Origin of the sequence: Agromyces agglutinans (assembly GCF_009647605.1) — a bacterium.
GTDB lineage: Bacteria > Actinomycetota > Actinomycetes > Actinomycetales > Microbacteriaceae > Agromyces > Agromyces agglutinans.
This window is the reverse complement of the sequence record NZ_WJIF01000001.1, coordinates 107,655-124,797: the sequence shown is the minus strand read 5'-3', so window position 1 is coordinate 124,797 and position 17,143 is coordinate 107,655. Positions and strand designations below refer to the sequence as shown.

Genomic DNA, 17,143 nt, shown 5'->3' with positions numbered 1-17,143 from the left:
AAACACGAAGGGGAGGCCGCTTTCGCGGCCTCCCCTTCGACGGGTCGTCGACGACTCAGTGGAACGAGTCCCCACAGGCGCAGCTGCCCTGCGCGTTCGGGTTGTCGATCGTGAATCCCTGCTTCTGGATGGTGTCCTCGAAGTCGATCGAGGCGCCGTCGAGGTACGGGACGCTCATCTTGTCGACGATGACCTCGACGCCGTCGAAGTCGACGACGGCGTCGCCGTCGAGCTGGCGCTCGTCGAAGTAGAGCTGGTAGATCAGCCCGGAGCATCCGCCCGGCTGCACGGCGACGCGCAGGCGCAGGTCGTCACGGCCCTCCTGCGAGAGCAGGCTGCGGACCTTGTTCGCGGCGGTGTCGGACAGCAGGACGCCGTGGGCGTTCTCGGTGATGGTCTGGCTCATCTCACTCCTCGCAGATCCGGTCGTCTCCGGTGGTCTGCGCTCAGTCTACGCCGGGAACGCCGGGAGGCGGCTGTGCGGCGTCGCGGTGCGTCAGGACCCGGACCCGCACGGCTCCCCCGTCTCGGGTCGCGGCGCCGCGTCGAGCCGCGCGAGGAACAGCGCCTCGGCCAGCAGTGCCCGCTGGAAGACGCCGAGGTGCAGCGACTCGTTGGGGCTGTGCGCGCGCGAGTCGGGGTCCTCGACCCCGGTCACGAGGATCTGGGCACCCGGGAACTCCTCGACCAGCTCCGCGATGAAGGGGATGGAACCTCCCACGCCGACCTCGACGGGCTCCACGCCCCAGGCGTCGGCCATCGCCCGCCGGGTCGCCTCGACCGCCCAGCCGCTCGTGTCGACGAGGAAGGCCTCGCCCGTGTCGACGTCTTCGAAGCGCAGCTTCGCCCCGAACGGCGCGTTGGCCTCGAGGTGCGCGCGGATCGCCGCGAACGCCTCGTCGGCAGGCTGTCCGGGCGCGATGCGCGCGCTCACCCGCACCCTGACCCCGGGCACCAGCGTGTTCGACGCGTTCGCGACATCCGGTGCGTCGATGCCCGTGACGGTGATCGCCGGTTCCGACCAGATACGGCTCAGGATGGGTCCCCGTCCGATCGGCGCGACCCCGTCGAGCAGGCCCGTCTCAGCGCGCAGCTGCGCGTCGTCGTACTCGGGCACCTCGAGCCCCGCCCCCCGCAGGCCCTCGACGGCGACGGCGCCGTCGGCATCCCACAGCGAGTCGAGCATCCGGATGGCCGCGAGCATCGCGTCGGGCACTGCGCCGCCGTACATGCCCGAGTGCGAGGCGTGGGCGAGCGTGTCGATGCGGAGGTTGAAGGCCACGGCGCCGCGCAGCGCGACCGTGATGGCGGGCGTCGAGACATTCCAGTTGCCGGAGTCGGCGACGATGATCGCATCGGCGGCGAGCACCTCGCGGTGCTCGCGGAGGAAGTTGCCGAAGGAGCGGGACGCCCACTCCTCCTCGCCCTCGATGAACACCGAGAGGCCGAGGTCGAAGTCGCCCGCCACCTCGGCCAGCGCGCGGATGGCGCCCACGTGCGCCATGACGCCGGCCTTGTCGTCGGCGGCACCGCGCCCGTGCAGGCGGTCACCGCGCTGCGTCGGCTCGAACGGCGGGGTCTCCCAGTCCTCGTCCTTGCCGGGGGGCTGCACGTCGTGGTGGGCGTAGAGCAGCACGGTCGGCCGCCCGGCACGCGCGGGCCGGTGCGCGAGCACCGCCGGCTGGCCGAGCTCGTCGCCGCCCTCGACCGGCGCCCGGTGGATCTCCACGAGCTCGAACACGCCCGTTCCGCGCAGCAGGTCGGCGACCGCCTGCGCACTCTCGGCGACGTGGGCCGGGTCGAAGGCCGGCCAGGAGACCGACGGGATGCGCACGAGGCGCGCGAGGTCGGCGACGGTGGCCGGGAATCCCGCCTGCACCGCTGCGCGGAGCGCCTCGGTCGTCTCGTCGGCGGTTCGATCGTCCGGCACGGCCGGTTGAGGGTTCGTCATGCCGGTAATCTTAAGTTCTACCGATCCGAGGAACCCCGTGGCCAAGCAACCTGAGAACACCCAGTCCCCCTCCCCCGTCGATGCGCAGCCCGAGTCGCTCGAGCAGACGCAGGAGCGGCTGAAGCAGGGCGGCAAGGGCGCGCCGACGCCCACGCGCGCCGAGCGCGAGGCCGCGCGCAAGCGCCCGCTGGTGCCGAACGACCGCAAGGAGGCGGCCCGCCAGGCGAAGGCCAAGGCGGCCGAGCAACGCGAGAAGGCCCGCATCGGCATGGCGATGGGCGACGACAAGTACCTGCCGATGCGCGACCGCGGCCCGCAGAAGCGGTTCGTCCGCGACTACGTCGACGCCCGGTTCTCCATCGGCGAGGTCCTCATCCCGGTGATGTTCCTGGTCATCCTGCTCACGCTCGTGCCGAGCTACGAGGTGCAGTCGATCAGCATCCTGCTGCTGTGGGGATTCTTCATCATCGCCGTGGTCGACGTCATCATCCTCGGCGCGATCCTCACGAAGAAGCTGCGCGCGAAGTTCGGGGCCGACAAGGCCGAGAAGGTGCGCTGGTACGCCGCGATGCGCGCGCTGCAGCTGCGCCCGCTGCGCCTCCCGAAGCCGCAGGTCAAGTACGGCAAGTTCCCCTCCTGACCCTCGGCGGCCCTGGGTTCGATGAGCGGATGTCCCCGACGGGGCATCCGCTCATCGCGTCTCGTACGCGCCGAACCGGATGAGCGGGACCCGCGACTCCTCGTCGGTGAGCGAACCGTGCTGGCCGATCATGCGCTCGGCGCCGCGATCGGGCTCGCGTCGGTCGTAGTAGGCGATGCCGGCGCGCGGTGCCACGAGCAGGTCGGCGATGCGCGGGCGCACCGCCTCGTCGACGCTGCCGAAGAGCCCGGCCTCGATGGCTTCGTCGCGCGTGAGCACCCACGCGCGCTGTCCTTCGGATTCGCGCCAGCGACCGATGAGCGCCTCGCGATCGGATGCCTCGAGCCCGGGTTCGAAGTAGAGGCCCAGGCACCTCGGCTCCCCGCCGACGTGACGGACGCCGTCGAGCAGCGCCGGGTCGGCGTCGATGAAGACGTGCCGGTGCTCGGGCACGTCGACCACGCCGTGGTCGGCGGTGACGAGCAGGCCGGTCGCACGGGGCATCCGTGCCGTGAACGAGCCGACGGCGGCGTCGAGCCGTTCGAGCGCGCCGATCCAGCGATCGGATTCCCAGCCGTGCGCGTGGCCGATCTGGTCGAGCTCGGGAACGTACACGTAGACGAGCGCGCCGTCGACCGAGTCGGCGACCTCGCGGGCGAGGTCGAAGCGCTCCTCGATCGACGCCGCCGGCCGGTACTCGGCGCCGCGCAGCACGGCCGTCGTGTATCCGGACGTCGCGTACCGCGGCGCCCCGAGGGTGAACGGATGCAGCCCCGCTTCGCGGGCCGCGTCGAACAGGGTCGGGCGACGCTGCCAGTCGGCGGGCAGCAGTCCCTGCTCCCAGCCGTTCAGCTGGTTGGCGAGCGCATCGCGCCCCGGCACGAGCGTGCGGTAGCCGACGAGCCCGTGCGAGCCGGCGTCGGCGCCCGTGGCGAAGGAGGCGATCGCGGCCGCGGTGGTCGACGGGAAGGTGGTGCGGATCACGTCCTTGCGGCCGAAGGCCGCGGCCAGCGTGCGCGCGTGACCGCGCCGGGCCGACAGATTGGCGGCACCGAGCCCGTCGATCAGGGCGACGACCGCCGAACGCGCCCGCGGCAGGGCGACCGGGCCGGGCGAGCCCGTGAGGCTCGCGATCACGGACGGCAGCACCGCGGCCAGCCGCCGGGCTGAGTCGGCGGGCGCCGGTAGCATGGCAGGCATCGCGCTCAGTCTGGCACAGGCAGTCCCGCACAGGCGGCGCGCCCTCTCCCCCGTGGCGACACGACGAACCCGAGAAGACGGATGACCGCAGCGAGCACCGAGCCCACCGACCCCCAGATCGCAGAACGCATCGAAGACGTCGACGTGTCGACGGAGATGCAGGGCTCGTTCCTCGAATACGCCTACTCCGTCATCTACTCGCGCGCGCTGCCCGACGCGCGCGACGGCCTCAAGCCCGTGCAGCGGCGCATCCTCTTCGGCATGACCGAGATGGGCCTGCGGCCCGACCGCGGCCACGTGAAGAGCTCGCGCGTGGTGGGCGAGGTCATGGGCAAGTACCACCCGCACGGCGACTCGGCGATCTACGACGCCCTCGTACGGCTCGCGCAGCCGTTCACGCTGCGCGTGCCGCTCGTCGACGGCCACGGCAACTTCGGCTCGCTCGACGACGGCCCCGCCGCCTCGCGGTACACCGAGGCCCGCCTCGCGGCGCCCGCCACCGCGATGGCCGACGGGCTCGACGAAGACGTGGTCGACTTCGTCCCGAACTACGACAACTCGTTCATGCAGCCCGAGGTGATGCCCTCGGCGTTCCCGAACCTGCTCGTCAACGGCGCGAGCGGCATCGCGGTCGGCATGGCCACGAACATGGCGCCGCACAACCTCGTCGAGGTGGCGCACGCGGCCCGCCACCTCATCGAGAACCCCGAGGCGACGCTCGACGAGCTCATGGAGTTCGTGCCCGGTCCCGACTTCCCCTCGGGCGGCACGATCGTCGGACTCGACGGCGTGCGCGACGCCTACGCGACGGGTCGCGGCTCGTTCAAGACCCGCGCCAAGGTCGCCGTCGAGCAGCTCTCGGCGCGCAAGACCGGCCTCGTCGTCACCGAGCTGCCGTACCTCGTCGGCCCCGAGAAGGTCATCGAGAAGATCAAGGACGGCGTCAACGCGAAGAAGATCACGGGGATCTCCGACGTCGCCGACCACACCGACCGCAAGCGCGGCATGCGCCTGGTCATCGGCATCAAGACCGGCTTCAATCCGCAGGCCGTGCTCGAGCAGCTCTACCGGCTGACCCCGCTCGAAGACGGGTTCTCGATCAACAACGTCGCGCTCGTCGACGGGCAGCCGCAGACACTCGGACTGCGCGAACTGCTGCAGGTCTACGTCGACCACCGCATGCGGGTCGTCACGCGCCGTTCCGAATTCCGCCTCGCGCGCCGCCGCGAACGCCTGCACCTCGTCGAGGGCCTGCTGATCGCGATCCTCGACATCGACGAGGTCATCCAGGTGATCCGCACGAGCGACGATTCCGAGCAGGCGCGCTCGCGCCTCATGCAGGTGTTCGACCTCAGCCAGATCCAGTCGGAGTACATCCTCGAGCTGCGCCTGCGCCGCCTCACGCGGTTCTCGCGCATCGAGCTCGAGACGGAGCGCGACGACCTGCTCGCCGAGATCGCTCGACTCGAAGAGCTGCTCGGCAGCGAGGCCCGCATCCGGCGCCTCGTGGCCGACGAGCTCGAGGAGGTGGCCGACCGCTTCGGCACCCCACGTCGCACGATGCTCACCGAGGGGCGCGTGCTGCCTGCACGACAGGCGGCGCGCAGCGCCACGGCGACGCCGCTCGAGCACGCGGATGTCCCGTGTCGGGTGCTGCTCGGCGCGACCGGCCGCATCGCGCGCGTCGACCGGCCCGAGGGCACCGACGAGCTGGTCATCACCGTGCCGACCCGGCGCAGCAAACACGATGCCCTCCGCTCGAGCCTCGACACGACGAGCCGGAGCGAGATCGGCGCGGTCACGAGCCGCGGACGGCTGATCCGCTTCTCGCCGCTCGACCTTCCCGCGCTCCCCGCGAATGCGCCGCAGCTCGCCGCCGGCGTGCGAGTCGCCGACTACCTGGGCCTCGCCGACCGCTCGGAGCGCGTGCTCGCGATCGTGTCGCTCACGAGCGACCGGCCGATCGTGCTGGGAACGGCGCAGGGCGTGGTCAAGCGCGTCACCGCGGGCGGCTACCCCAACCGACCCGACTTCGAGGTGATCTCGCTGAAGGCCGGCGACGAGGTCGTCGGCGCGGCGCAGGGCGGCGACGACGACGAGCTCGTGTTCGTCACGACCGACGCGCAGCTGCTGCACTTCCCGGCGTCCAATGTGCGCCCGCAGGGCTGCCCTGCGGGCGGCATGGCGGGCATCAAGCTGGCCGACGGCGCCCGCGTGATCTCGTTCGACGCGATCAAGCCGGCCGACCTCGACCGCGTCGTGGTCGTCACCGTCGCCGCGACGAGCGACACCCTGCTCGGAGCCGACCCCGGTGCAGCCAAGGTGTCGGCGTTCGAGGAGTTCCCGGGCAAAGGCCGCGCCACAGGCGGCGTCCGCGCGCAGCGGTTCCTCAAGGGCCAGGATTCGCTGGCGGTGGCCTGGGTCGGGCCCGCGCCGGCGCACGCCCTCGGCGCCGACGGAGCGGTCCGCGGGCTTCCCGATGCCCTGGACAAGCGAGACGCCTCGGGCACGCCGATCGACGCACCGGTCGCCGTCGTCGGTCGCCGCATCGGCTAGGCGGCGACATCCCGCGGGCGGCGGCGAGCGTCACGCACCGACGACGGCGCGCCTCACGCGTCGATGCGGTCGCGGCTCAGCCCGTTGGCGCTCTCGACGATGAACTCCTTGCGCGGTGCCACCTCGTTGCCCATCAGGAGCTCGAACACGCGGCCGGCCTGTTCGGCGTCGGCGACGTTGACGCGCCGCAGGGTGCGGTGCGAGCGGTCCATCGTCGTCGTCGCCAGCTGGTCGGCGTCCATCTCGCCCAGTCCCTTGTAGCGCTGGATCGGGTCCTGGTACTTGCGGCCGCGACGCTTCACATCGGCGAGCACGCCCGCCAGTTCGGCCTCCGAGTAGGTGTAGATGACGTCGTTGGGCTTGGAACCCGGGTTCTGCACGATCACGCGATGCAACGGCGGGACCGCGGCGAACACGCGACCCTCCTCGATCATCGGCCGCATGTAGCGGAAGAAGAGGGTGAGCAGCAGCGTGCGGATGTGCGCGCCGTCGACGTCGGCGTCGCTCATGATGATGACCTTGCCGTATCGCGCCTGGGTGATGTCGAACGTTCGGCCCGACCCCGCGCCGATCGTCTGGATGATCGCGGCGCACTCGGCGTTGCCGAGCATGTCGGCCACCGACGCCTTCTGCACGTTCAGGATCTTGCCGCGGATCGGCAGGAGCGCCTGGTGCTCGCTGTCGCGCGCGAGCTTCGCGGTGCCGAGCGCGGAGTCGCCCTCGACGATGAACAGCTCGCTCTGCGCGACATCGGTCGAACGGCAGTCGGCGAGCTTCGCGGGCAGCGACGAGGTCTCGAGCGCGTTCTTGCGGCGCTGCGTCTCCTTGTGCGTGCGCGCGGAGATGCGCGCCTTCATCTCGGCGACGACCTTGTCGAGCACGAGCGCGGTCTGCGCCTTGTCGTCTCGCTTCGTGGAGGCGAACCGCTCGCCGAGCGACTTGGTCACCACCGACGCGACGATCGAGCGCACGGCCGGCGTGCCGAGCACCTCCTTCGTCTGGCCCTCGAACTGCGGCTCGGCCAGGCGCACGGTCAGCACGGCCGTGAGGCCCGCGAGCGCGTCGTCCTTCTCCACCTTGTCGGTGCCGACCTTGAGCCGCCGGGCGTTCTGCTCGACCTGCGCTCGGATGAACTTGAGCAGGCCCTGTTCGAAGCCCGCCTGGTGCGTTCCGCCCTTCGGCGTCGCGATGATGTTCACGAAGCTGCGGAACACGGTGTCGTACCCGGTGCCCCAGCGCAGCGCGATGTCGACGTGGCAGTGCCGTTCGACCTCGGTGGGCACCATCGCGCCCCCCTCGCTCAGCACGGGCACGGTCTCGGTGAACCGGCCGTCGCCGGTGAGTCGCCAGACGTCGGTGACCGGACCGTCGGTGGCGAGGTGCTCCACGAACTCCGAGATGCCTCCGTCGTAGCGGAACCGGTGCTCCTCGGGCTCCTCACCGCGCCGGTCGAGCACCGTGATGCCGAGGCCCGGCACCAGGAACGCCGTCTGCCGGGCGCGGCCGATGAGCTCATCGAGCTGGAACGCGGCGCCCTTGGTGAAGATCTGCGAGTCCGCCCAATACCGCACGCGCGTGCCGGTGACGCCCTTCGCGACCTTGCCGACGACGCGCAGCTCGCTGGCCTCCTCGAAGGGCGCGAACGGGGCGGAGGGGCTCGGCTCCGTGCCGGCCGGGTCGGCGAACCGCCCCGGCTCGCCGCGGTGGAACGACATCGCCCAGGTCTTGCCGCCTCGGTCGACCTCGACGTCGAGCCGCTCCGACAGCGCGTTGACGACGGATGCGCCGACGCCGTGGAGACCGCCGGACGCCGCGTACGAGCCCGAGCCGAACTTGCCGCCGGCGTGGAGCTTCGTGTACACGACCTCGACCCCGGACAGGCCGGTCTTCGGCTCGACGTCGACCGGGACGCCGCGACCGCGGTCGCGCACCTCGACGCTGCCGTCGTCGTGCAGGATCACCTCGATCTCGGACCCGTGGCCCGCGAGCGCCTCGTCGACGGAGTTGTCGATGATCTCCCAGAGGCAGTGCATGAGGCCGCGGGCGTCGGTCGAGCCGATGTACATGCCGGGACGCTTGCGCACGGCCTCGAGGCCCTCGAGCACGGAGAGATGGCGGGCGGAATAGTCGGAGCTCACGTCGCCCAAGCCTACTGACCACCGGCGACACCCCGGCGCAGGCGCTACGCGCTGAGCGAAATGCCCGGCCAGCGGGCAGGGTCGCGGCCTCGCGCGTGTTTACATGGATGAACCGAACGGATCGTGAGCGATGGAGGAGGAGCCATGACGCAGTACACCGACACCACCGGTGCGGCCGAAGCCGAGGCCCCGTACGAGCTCACGGCGCTCGACCGCTGCGACGCCTGCGGCGCCCAGGCCTACATCCGGGTGACCGTCGCGAGCGGCGAGCTCCTGTTCTGCGCCCACCACGGACGCAAGCACCAGGAGAAGCTGGCCGAGATCGCGCAGAGCTGGCACGACGAGTCGTCGCGACTGCTCGTCGACACGCGCGACTGAGGTCCCCGAACCACCGAACGCCCCGCCACACCGGCGGGGCGTTCGTCGTTTGCGGCGTCACCGGGGCGGGGCCACCCGGGCGGCTTCGCACGGTCGGCTTCGCGTGGGCGGCTTCGCACGGTCGGCGGGAGTCCGGAGAGCGGGTCGCCGCCGAGCTCAGCGCCCGAGCGTGATGCCCGCCGCCTTCAACTGCGCCTCGCGTGCAGCGGCGGCGTAGCCGTCGACGACGAGGGCCTGCTCCCCCGGCTCGTACTCGACGCCGGTGCGTGCGGCCATCTCGGCGATGATCGCGTCGGCGAACGACGGGTTCTTCGCGAGCACGGGGCCGTGCAGGTGCGTGCCGAGCACCCAGCCCATCACCACGCCCTCCTGGCCGGCGCCGCGCCCGTTGCCGCTGCCGGAGACGAGACGACCGAGCGGTGAGGCCTCGGCCTGGACGTAGTCGCGCGCGTGGTTCTCGAAGCCGACGAGGTGCCCGAACCGCGGGGTGCGCACGACGAGGTCGCCGGTGACGCGGCCGTCGCGGGCGACGGCACGGCCGGGCAGAACCCCGAGTCCCTCGACGGCCGTGCCGTCGGCGAGCTCGACGCCCCAACTGAGCAGCTCCCACCCGGTGCCGATCGCAAGGATCGGGACGCCCTCGGTGCCCCAGCGGCGCAGTTCGTCGTGCACGGTCAGCAGTCGCTCGCGCGCCGCGCGGAGCGTCGAGTCGTTCCCCGATCCGATGACGACGGCGTCGACCCGCTCGGGCAGGTCGCGCGCGTCCTCGACGGCGACCACCCTGGCGTCGTGTCCGGCCCAGCCGAGGCGGCGCGCGAGCACCGCGGCGTTCTCGGCATCGCCGTTCGTGTTCAGCAGCGACGGCACGAGGCTCGCGATCGTGAAGCTCATTCGGTTCCCGTGAGTCCGAGGTGGGCGCGGGTGCGCCGCATGGCGTCGGCGGAGAAGACGATCGTCTTCACGCCGGCGATCGGCGCCGGCGCGGCGAGGAAGTCGTCGACGGCACGCGCGAGGTCGGGTTCCACCCGGCCGATCTCCACGCCGTCGTAGGCGAGCATCAGCGCCGCCTCGGCCGCCTTCGAACCGCTCACGATCGCCACGCGCCGCAGCGCCGAGGCATCCGTCGGCCAGAAATAGGAGGGGTCTCGCACGTCGGAGCCGATCGCGAACAGGATCTGCTCGGTCCCGCGTTCGATGCCGTCGACGTTGAGCTGGTAGCTGGCCGGATTCTGCACGAGGACGAACTCGACCTCCTGTCCGCGCACCGTCGTGCGCTCGCCGCGACCGAACACCGCCGGGATCGCGCTCAGCGCGTCACGCGCGGTGTCGCGATCGAACCGCTCGCCGAGCGTCGCCTTGGCCGTCGCGTACGCCGCGGCGGCGTCCACCGCGTAGTGGGTCCCGCGTGCGGGAAGCCGGATCGCGACGGATGCCTCGCCGTCGGCCAGCGCGGCCCGCGAGCCGTCGACCTCCTCGACGACCACGCCGTCGGCCGGCGACAGTCGCGACGGACTCGTCTCCGCGTACCCCAAGCCGCGCGGCGAGCCCGCGAGCACTCCGGCGGAGACGCCGTACCGGTGCACGGCCAGGCCGGTGCCGACGGTCGCCGCGAGGCGCTCGAGTGCCGCGTCGTCGGCGTTCACGACGAGCGACTCGTTCGCGCGTGTGGCGATGCGGGCGAGCATGCCGACGACCATCGCGGAGTCGTGGAAGCGGTCGATCTGGTCGACCATCACGTTCGTCAGCGCGACGATGCGGGCGTCGACGCCCTGCATGACGACTGCGCCGTGACCCTCGTCCATCTCGAGCACGGCGACGTCGCCCGGCACGCGGCCGCGCCAGTCGGCCTGCTCGAGCAGCGCAGACGTCAGCCCCTGGCTGATGTTCGCGGTCGACGGGTTCGTGAACACGTCGACGCCGTGCGCGCGCAGGATCGCGACGAGCATCTTCGTCGTCGTCGACTTGCCGCTCGACCCCGAGACCACGATCAGGCCCTGCGGGAAGCCCGACAGTGTGCGCTTCAGGTACCGGGGCGCGACGCGGTTGACCACGAGGCCGGGAACGGCCGATCCGCCGCCGGGCTTGCGCAGCCGGGCGGCGAATCGGGTGAGCCTGCCGACGAGGATCGCCGGCGCGTAGCGCACCGGCGGCCTACTCGAGGTAGTCGCGGAGCGACTGCGAGCGCGACGGGTGGCGCAGCTTCGCCATCGTCTTGGACTCGATCTGGCGGATCCGCTCGCGCGTGACGCCGAACGTGTCGCCGATCTGGTCGAGGGTCTTCGGCATGCCGTCGCCCAGGCCGAAGCGCATGCGGATGACGCCCGCCTCGCGCTCGCTCAGCGAGTCGAGCAGCGACTCGAGCTGCTTCTGCAGCATCGTGAAGCCCACCGCGTCGGCCGGGACGACCGCCTCGGTGTCTTCGATCAGGTCGCCGAATTCGCTGTCGCCGTCTTCACCGAGCGGGGTGTGCAGCGAGATCGGCTCGCGGCCGTACTTCTGCACCTCGATGACCTTCTCGGGGGTCATGTCGAGTTCCTTCGACAGCTCCTCGGGCGTGGGCTCGCGACCCAGGTCCTGCAGCATCTGGCGCTGCACGCGCGCTAGCTTGTTGATGACCTCGACCATGTGCACGGGGATGCGGATCGTGCGCGCCTGGTCGGCCATGGCGCGTGTGATCGCCTGGCGGATCCACCACGTCGCGTACGTCGAGAACTTGAAGCCCTTCGTGTAGTCGAACTTCTCGACCGCACGGATCAGGCCCAGGTTGCCCTCCTGGATGAGGTCGAGGAACTGCATGCCACGACCGGTGTAGCGCTTGGCGAGCGAGACCACGAGTCGCAGGTTCGCGCCGAGGAGGTGGCTCTTGGCGCGCTGGCCGTCCTTCGCGACCCACTGCAGCTCGCGGCCGAGCTGGGTGCGCTTCTCGGCGTCGGACATGTGCGAGAGCTTCTCCTCGGCGAAGAGGCCCGCCTCGATGCGCATCGCGAGCTCGACCTCTTCGGCCGCGTTCAGCAGCGCGACCTTGCCGATCTGCTTGAGGTAGTCCTTGACCGGGTCGGCGGTGGCGCCCGTGATCGCGGACGAGTAGACGGGAACCTCGTCTTCGTCGTCGACCGCGCGCAGCACCAGCGCGCCGGTCGGGTGCGGTTCGACCGGGATCGGCGCCGCCTCCTCTTCTTCGGCGTCGTCGGATGCCTCGGCCGCCTCGGCTTCGGGCGTCTCGACATCGGCCGCGACCTCGGCCTCGTCGATCTCGACCGGCTCGATCTCGTCGTCGTCGGCCTCGTCGGCGCCGGCGGCCTTGCCCTTCGCTTTGGTGGACGCCTTCGCCGTCGTCGTGCGCGGGGTCTTCGACGCCGTCGTCGACTTCGCTCCCGTCTTCGCCGCTGGCTTGGCGGGCGCCTTGGCGGCGGGCTTGCTCGCAGGCTTGGCGGCGGCCTTCGTCGCGGCCGCCTTCGCCTCTGCGGGTTCGGCTGCCGTGGTGGGCTTGGATGCCATGGGATTCGACCTCTCTCGCCGGCGCACGACCCCGGTACGGGTCGGCACCGGCTGGTGCTCCGGGTCCGGTGTTTCGGACACTATGAGGACCCATGTCAAGTCCGCCGTGCATCGCGATCGGGTCGCGCGGTTCGGACGAGAACGGGTCCTGCCTACAATTATACCGCGCGCAGGGCCCCCCTGCGCCATCGCGCCGCTTCGGCGCGGCCGACCACCCCGCGCTCGACGCTTCTCCTACCGGAACGTCGCGCCTGACCGGGACATTCCCGTGCTCAGCCGCCCAGCGGCGGCTCGTCGTCGCGGCCGCGTCGGAACGCGAGGAACTTCTCGAGCTCCGCGGCGATCTCGTCGGCGGACGGCACCTCGCCGTCTTCGTCGGTCAGCGGCGACCGCAGGACGGTGCCCTCCATGTAGGAGTCGTGGCGCTCCTCGAGGGTGTGCACGAGCTTGGCAAGGTCGCCGTTCTCGGCGACCTGCTCGTCGATGCGCGCCGCGAAGTCGCGGCCCTGTTCGCGCAGGACGTCGGTCGGGAAGATGAGGCCGGTCGCCGCGGAGATCGCCTCGAGCGCGGCGACCGCGGCGGCGGGGTACTCGGTGTCGGAGAGATAGTGCGGGATCAGCAGCACGAACCCCGCGATCGGGTCGCCCGCCTCGTGCAACCGGTACTCGACCAAGTGCAGGGCGTTCGCGGGCGCCTCCGTCGTGGGCCGCCAGACTGACATGGCCTCGATCAGCTCGGAGCGGTTGCCGCTGACCGTGAGCGAGATCGGCCGCGTGTGCGGCACGGGCATCGGGATGGCGTTGACCCATGTCGTCGACGCGACGCCGAGATCCTCGATCAGGCCGAGCACGGCCGCTCCGAAGCGCTCCCATTGGAAGTCGGGCTCGTACCCGGTGAGCAGGAGGAAGGAGCGGCCCAGTTCGTCTTTCGCGAGGTCGAGCGAGAGCCGCGCCGGCCGGTAGTCGGCGAGGTGATCGCCGTCGAAGAGGATGATCGGCCGGCGGGCGCGGTAGTCGAGGAGTTCGTCGGCGTCGAAGTGTGCGACCTCGGTGCGCTCGAGCGTCGACCGGAGGTACTCGGTCACCTGCGCGACCGCCGCTCCGGCGTCGGCGAACCCCGTGAGGCCCGCGACGAGCGGCAGCCCTCGGGGCACCGTCACGTCGGGGTTGAGCTCGTAGAGGGAGCGGGGATCGCGCATGTCTCCAGCGTACTGACGCGGCGCAGGCGCCCGGCCGCAGCGCCCGCCCACCGGCTGTGCCGAGAGCGAACACGTACGATCGAGGGCATGTCCGCCCCGATCCTGGCCCTCCTGCCCTCCCCCGCCGCCGAGTCCGATGCCGACGCCCTCGTGCTGTTCGCCATGCAGGGCGGCGAAGGCCCGACGCTCCTCGACGACGCCGGGATCGACTGGGTCGGCGACGCCCTCGGCGCGCTCGGTGCGAGCGGCGCCGCCGAGGAGCTCACGCGACTGCCCGGTCGCGACGGCGGGCCTCGCGTCATCCTCGTGGTCGGCGTCGGCGAGCGAGTGGATGCCCCGGCCGCGAGGCTGGCCGCCGGTGCCGCCCTTCGGCAGGCGGGCGAGGTCGATCGCGTCGGGCTCGCCCTGGACGGGGCATCCGCCGACGTCGTCGCCGCCGCGCTCGAGGGCGCCGGCCTCGGCGCCTACCGCTTCACGGCGTACCGCTCGGAGCCGAAGGCTCCGCCCGCCCGGGTCGAGGCGCACTCGCGGCTCGACGCCGATGCGGTCGGCCTCGAGCGCGTGCGCGTCGTCGTCGCCGCCGTCGCGGCGACGAAGGATCTCGTGAACACCACGCCGGGCGACCTCACGCCCGAGGCGTTCGCCGACCTCGCCCGGACGACGGGCGAATCGGCCGGCCTCGGCGTCCGCGTCTGGGACGTCGAGGCGCTCGAGGAGGGCGGGTTCGGCGGCATCCTCGACGTCGGGCGCGGCTCCCAGCATGCGCCGCGACTGGTGCGGATCGAGCATGCCCCGGCCGACGCTGCCTTCACGCTCGCGCTCGTGGGCAAGGGCATCACGTTCGACTCGGGTGGCCTCTCCCTGAAGCCCGCCGCGTCGATGATCGGCATGAAGACCGACATGGCAGGCGCGGCGGCCGTGCTGCGGGCAACGATCGCGGCCGCCGAACTCGGCCTGCCGATCCGGATCGTCGGCTGGCTCTGCCTCGCCGAGAACATGCCGTCGTCGACGGCTCTGCGCCCCACCGACGTGATCCGCATCAAGGGCGGCACGACCGTCGAGGTCATCAACACCGACGCCGAGGGCCGCCTCGTGCTCGCCGACGGCCTCGTCGCGGCGGGCGAGGAGCAGCCCGACGCCATCGTCGACGTGGCGACGCTCACCGGAGCGCAGGTGGTCGCCCTCGGTCACCGCGTCACCGGCCTCATGGGCGACCCCGACCTCGTCGAGCGCGTGCGCCTCGCGGCCGACGACGTGGACGAGGCGATGTGGCCGATGCCGCTGCCCGACTACCTGCGGTCGACGCTCAAGTCGGATGTCGCGGACCTCGCGAACGCGAAGCTCGGGACGGTGATCCCTGGTATGGCGCTGGCCGGCGTCTTCCTGCGCGAGTTCGTGGGCCGGCGCGACGGGTCCGACACCCAGATCCCGTGGGCGCACCTCGACTTCGCCGGCCCGTCGAACAACACCGGCCCGGGGTGGGGTTTCACCGGCTCCGGCGCCACCGGCGCGACCGTGCGGACGCTCATCCGGCTGGCCGAGCGACTGGCCGCCGGGTAGTAAGGTCGTTGAGGCGAGATCCTCGCCGAGCAGCCTGCGCCGAACGACGAGTTCGACGCGGTCCATGCCGCAGAACCGATGCGCAAGGGAGATTTCCGGTTGTCCGAGCAGAACTTTGACCTCGTCGTCCTCGGAGGCGGCAGCGGCGGCTACGCAGCCGCGATCCGGGCCGTCGAACTGGGCCTGACCGTCGCCCTCATCGAGAAGGACAAGCTCGGCGGCACGTGCCTGCACCGCGGCTGCATCCCGACCAAGGCGCTGCTCCACGCGGCCGAGATCGCCGACAACGCCCGCGACTCCGAGACCTTCGGCGTGCGTGCGACGTTCGAGGGCATCGACATGAGCCGGGTCACCGCGTACCGCGAGGGCATCGTCGCGAGCAAGTGGAAGGGCCTGCAGGGCCTGATCAAGGCTCGCGGCATCACCGTCGTCGAGGGCGAGGGCCGCCTGGCCGGGCCGACGACCGTGCAGGTCGGCGACGACCGCTACACGGGCAAGAACGTCGTGCTCGCGACGGGTTCGTACACCCGCTCGCTGCCCGGCCTCGAGATCACCGGGCGCGTCATCAGCAGCGAGCAGGCGCTCCAGCTCGACTTCGTGCCGAAGAAGGTCGCCGTGCTCGGCGGCGGTGTGATCGGCGTCGAGTTCGCGAGCGTGTGGAAGTCCTTCGGCGCCGACGTCACCATCATCGAAGCCCTGCCCCACCTCGTGCCCAACGAGGAGGAGTCGATCTCGAAGCAGCTCGAGCGGGCGTTCCGCAAGCGCGGCATCGAGTTCAAGCTCGGCGTCCGCTTCCAGGGCGTGACCCAGCACGACGACGGCGTCGTCGTGACCCTCGAGAACGGCGAGACCGTCGAGGCGGAGCTCCTGCTCGTGGCCGTCGGCCGCGGCCCCGTCACCGCGAACCTCGGCTACGAGGAGGCGGGCGTCACGATCGACCGCGGATTCGTCATCACCGACGAGCGCCTGCGCACCGGCGTTCCCGGCCTCTACGCGGTCGGCGACATCGTCCCCGGCCTCCAGCTCGCCCACCGCGGCTTCCAGCAGGGCATCTTCGTCGCCGAGGAGATCGCCGGGCTGAACCCGATCCTCGTCGAGGACGTCAACATCCCCAAGGTCACCTACTGCGACCCCGAGATCGCCTCGGTCGGTTACACCGAGGCCCGGGCAGCCGAGAAGTTCGGAGCCGACCAGGTCTCGTCGTACGACTACAACCTCGCCGGCAACGGCAAGAGCCACATCCTCGAGACGAGCGGCTCCATCAAGGTCGTCCGCGTGAACGACGGCCCCATCGTCGGCGTGCACATGATCGGCGCCCGCGTGGGCGAGCTGGTCGGCGAAGCGCAGCTCGCCGTGAACTGGGAGGCCTACCCCGAAGACGTCGCGCCGTTCATCCACGCGCACCCGACCCAGAACGAAGCGCTCGGCGAGGCATTCCTCAAGCTCGCCGGCAAGCCGCTGCACGCGCTCTGAGCCGGTCCCCCCGAATACGACTGCAATAAGCTAGAAGGCGTCCCACGCTGTGAAGGAGCAAAGCGCATGAGCGAATCCGTCAGCCTCCCGGCACTCGGTGAGAGTGTCACTGAGGGCACGGTCACCCGATGGTTGAAGAACGTCGGCGACCGTGTCGAGGTCGACGAGCCGCTGCTCGAGGTCTCGACCGACAAGGTCGACACCGAGATCCCGTCGCCCGTCGCGGGGGTCATCGAGGCGATCCTCGTCCAGGAGGACGAGACCGTCGAGGTCGGCACGGCCCTCGTCACGATCGGCGACGGCTCGGGCGCCGCGGCTCCCGCCGAGCCCGCTCCGGCGGCCGAGGCGGCCCCCGCGGAAGCCGCTCCCGCGGCTGAGGCCCCCGCGGAAGCCGCTCCCGCGGCTGAGGCTCCCGCGCCCGAGGCTCCGGCGGCTGAGGCTGCCCCCGCGGCGCCTGCTCCCGCCGCGCCCGAGGTTCCGGCGGCTGCGCCGGCCGCGCCGGCTCCGGCCGCCGAGGCACCCGCGCCTGCCGCTCCGCAGGCGGCCCCGG

14 protein-coding genes are annotated in these 17,143 nt (G+C 71.5%); 6 read left to right on the top strand and 8 right to left on the bottom strand.

The window, feature by feature from the left end; translation table 11 throughout:
• Nucleotides 1-55: 55 nt before the first annotated feature.
• Nucleotides 56-406 carry an iron-sulfur cluster insertion protein ErpA gene (gene erpA, locus GE115_RS00575; RefSeq protein ID WP_153682899.1) on the bottom strand — a complete coding sequence of 117 codons (351 nt, stop codon included), beginning with the start codon at nucleotides 404-406 and terminating at the stop codon, nucleotides 56-58.
• A 90-nt stretch (nucleotides 407-496) separates the two neighbouring features.
• Complete coding sequence (locus GE115_RS00570; protein WP_153682898.1) at nucleotides 497-1,951, bottom strand: dipeptidase; 1,455 nt, start codon at nucleotides 1,949-1,951, stop codon at nucleotides 497-499.
• 37 nt (nucleotides 1,952-1,988) lie between these two features.
• On the opposite strand from GE115_RS00570, the gene GE115_RS00565 reads away from it, so the two are divergent.
• The gene (locus GE115_RS00565; RefSeq protein WP_312854732.1) at nucleotides 1,989-2,591 is read left to right on the top strand and encodes a DUF3043 domain-containing protein; all 603 of its coding nucleotides are present in this window, start codon (nucleotides 1,989-1,991) and stop codon (nucleotides 2,589-2,591) included.
• Between the two features lie 51 nt (nucleotides 2,592-2,642).
• On the opposite strand, the gene GE115_RS00560 is transcribed toward GE115_RS00565, so the two are convergent.
• Nucleotides 2,643-3,791: an alkaline phosphatase family protein gene (locus GE115_RS00560; RefSeq protein ID WP_153682896.1), complete on the bottom strand. Its 1,149-nt coding sequence runs from the start codon at nucleotides 3,789-3,791 to the stop codon at nucleotides 2,643-2,645.
• An 81-nt stretch (nucleotides 3,792-3,872) separates the two neighbouring features.
• On the opposite strand from GE115_RS00560, the gene GE115_RS00555 reads away from it, so the two are divergent.
• Complete coding sequence (locus GE115_RS00555) at nucleotides 3,873-6,347, top strand: DNA gyrase/topoisomerase IV subunit A (protein ID WP_153682895.1); 2,475 nt, start codon at nucleotides 3,873-3,875, stop codon at nucleotides 6,345-6,347.
• A 53-nt stretch (nucleotides 6,348-6,400) separates the two neighbouring features.
• On the opposite strand, the gene GE115_RS00550 is transcribed toward GE115_RS00555, so the two are convergent.
• Complete coding sequence (locus GE115_RS00550) at nucleotides 6,401-8,485, bottom strand: DNA gyrase/topoisomerase IV subunit B (protein WP_312854731.1); 2,085 nt, start codon at nucleotides 8,483-8,485, stop codon at nucleotides 6,401-6,403.
• A gap of 144 nt (nucleotides 8,486-8,629) precedes the next feature.
• Here GE115_RS00550 and GE115_RS00545 point away from each other — a divergent pair, with 144 nt between their 5' ends.
• Complete coding sequence (locus tag GE115_RS00545; protein WP_153682893.1) at nucleotides 8,630-8,863, top strand: DUF7455 domain-containing protein; 234 nt, start codon at nucleotides 8,630-8,632, stop codon at nucleotides 8,861-8,863.
• A gap of 156 nt (nucleotides 8,864-9,019) precedes the next feature.
• Here the strand turns inward: GE115_RS00545 and GE115_RS00540 are convergent, their stop codons facing one another.
• From GE115_RS00540 to GE115_RS00525, 4 genes are all read right to left on the bottom strand, one after another.
• A complete protein-coding gene (locus tag GE115_RS00540; protein WP_153682892.1) occupies nucleotides 9,020-9,754 on the bottom strand; it encodes a type 1 glutamine amidotransferase in 735 nt (244 codons plus the stop codon).
• Complete coding sequence (locus GE115_RS00535) at nucleotides 9,751-11,007, bottom strand: Mur ligase family protein (RefSeq protein ID WP_153682891.1); 1,257 nt, start codon at nucleotides 11,005-11,007, stop codon at nucleotides 9,751-9,753. The genes GE115_RS00540 and GE115_RS00535 overlap by 4 nt, the downstream gene beginning before the upstream one ends.
• A gap of 7 nt (nucleotides 11,008-11,014) precedes the next feature.
• Entirely contained in the window at nucleotides 11,015-12,361 is a 1,347-nt protein-coding gene (locus tag GE115_RS00530) for an RNA polymerase sigma factor (RefSeq protein WP_153682890.1), read from the bottom strand.
• Between the two features lie 272 nt (nucleotides 12,362-12,633).
• Complete coding sequence (locus GE115_RS00525; protein ID WP_153682889.1) at nucleotides 12,634-13,560, bottom strand: proteasome assembly chaperone family protein; 927 nt, start codon at nucleotides 13,558-13,560, stop codon at nucleotides 12,634-12,636.
• Between the two features lie 87 nt (nucleotides 13,561-13,647).
• Between GE115_RS00525 and GE115_RS00520 the strand changes: the two genes are divergently transcribed.
• The 3 genes from GE115_RS00520 to GE115_RS18665 all read left to right on the top strand — a co-directional run.
• On the top strand, nucleotides 13,648-15,120 hold the full coding sequence (locus tag GE115_RS00520) for a leucyl aminopeptidase (protein WP_153682888.1): 1,473 nt from the start codon (nucleotides 13,648-13,650) through the stop codon (nucleotides 15,118-15,120).
• A 99-nt stretch (nucleotides 15,121-15,219) separates the two neighbouring features.
• Nucleotides 15,220-16,593: a dihydrolipoyl dehydrogenase gene (gene lpdA, locus GE115_RS00515; protein ID WP_153682887.1), complete on the top strand. Its 1,374-nt coding sequence runs from the start codon at nucleotides 15,220-15,222 to the stop codon at nucleotides 16,591-16,593.
• 66 nt (nucleotides 16,594-16,659) lie between these two features.
• Nucleotides 16,660-17,143, top strand: a 484-nt coding sequence (locus tag GE115_RS18665) for a biotin/lipoyl-containing protein (protein WP_312854730.1), incomplete at its 3' end; no start/stop codon positions are given.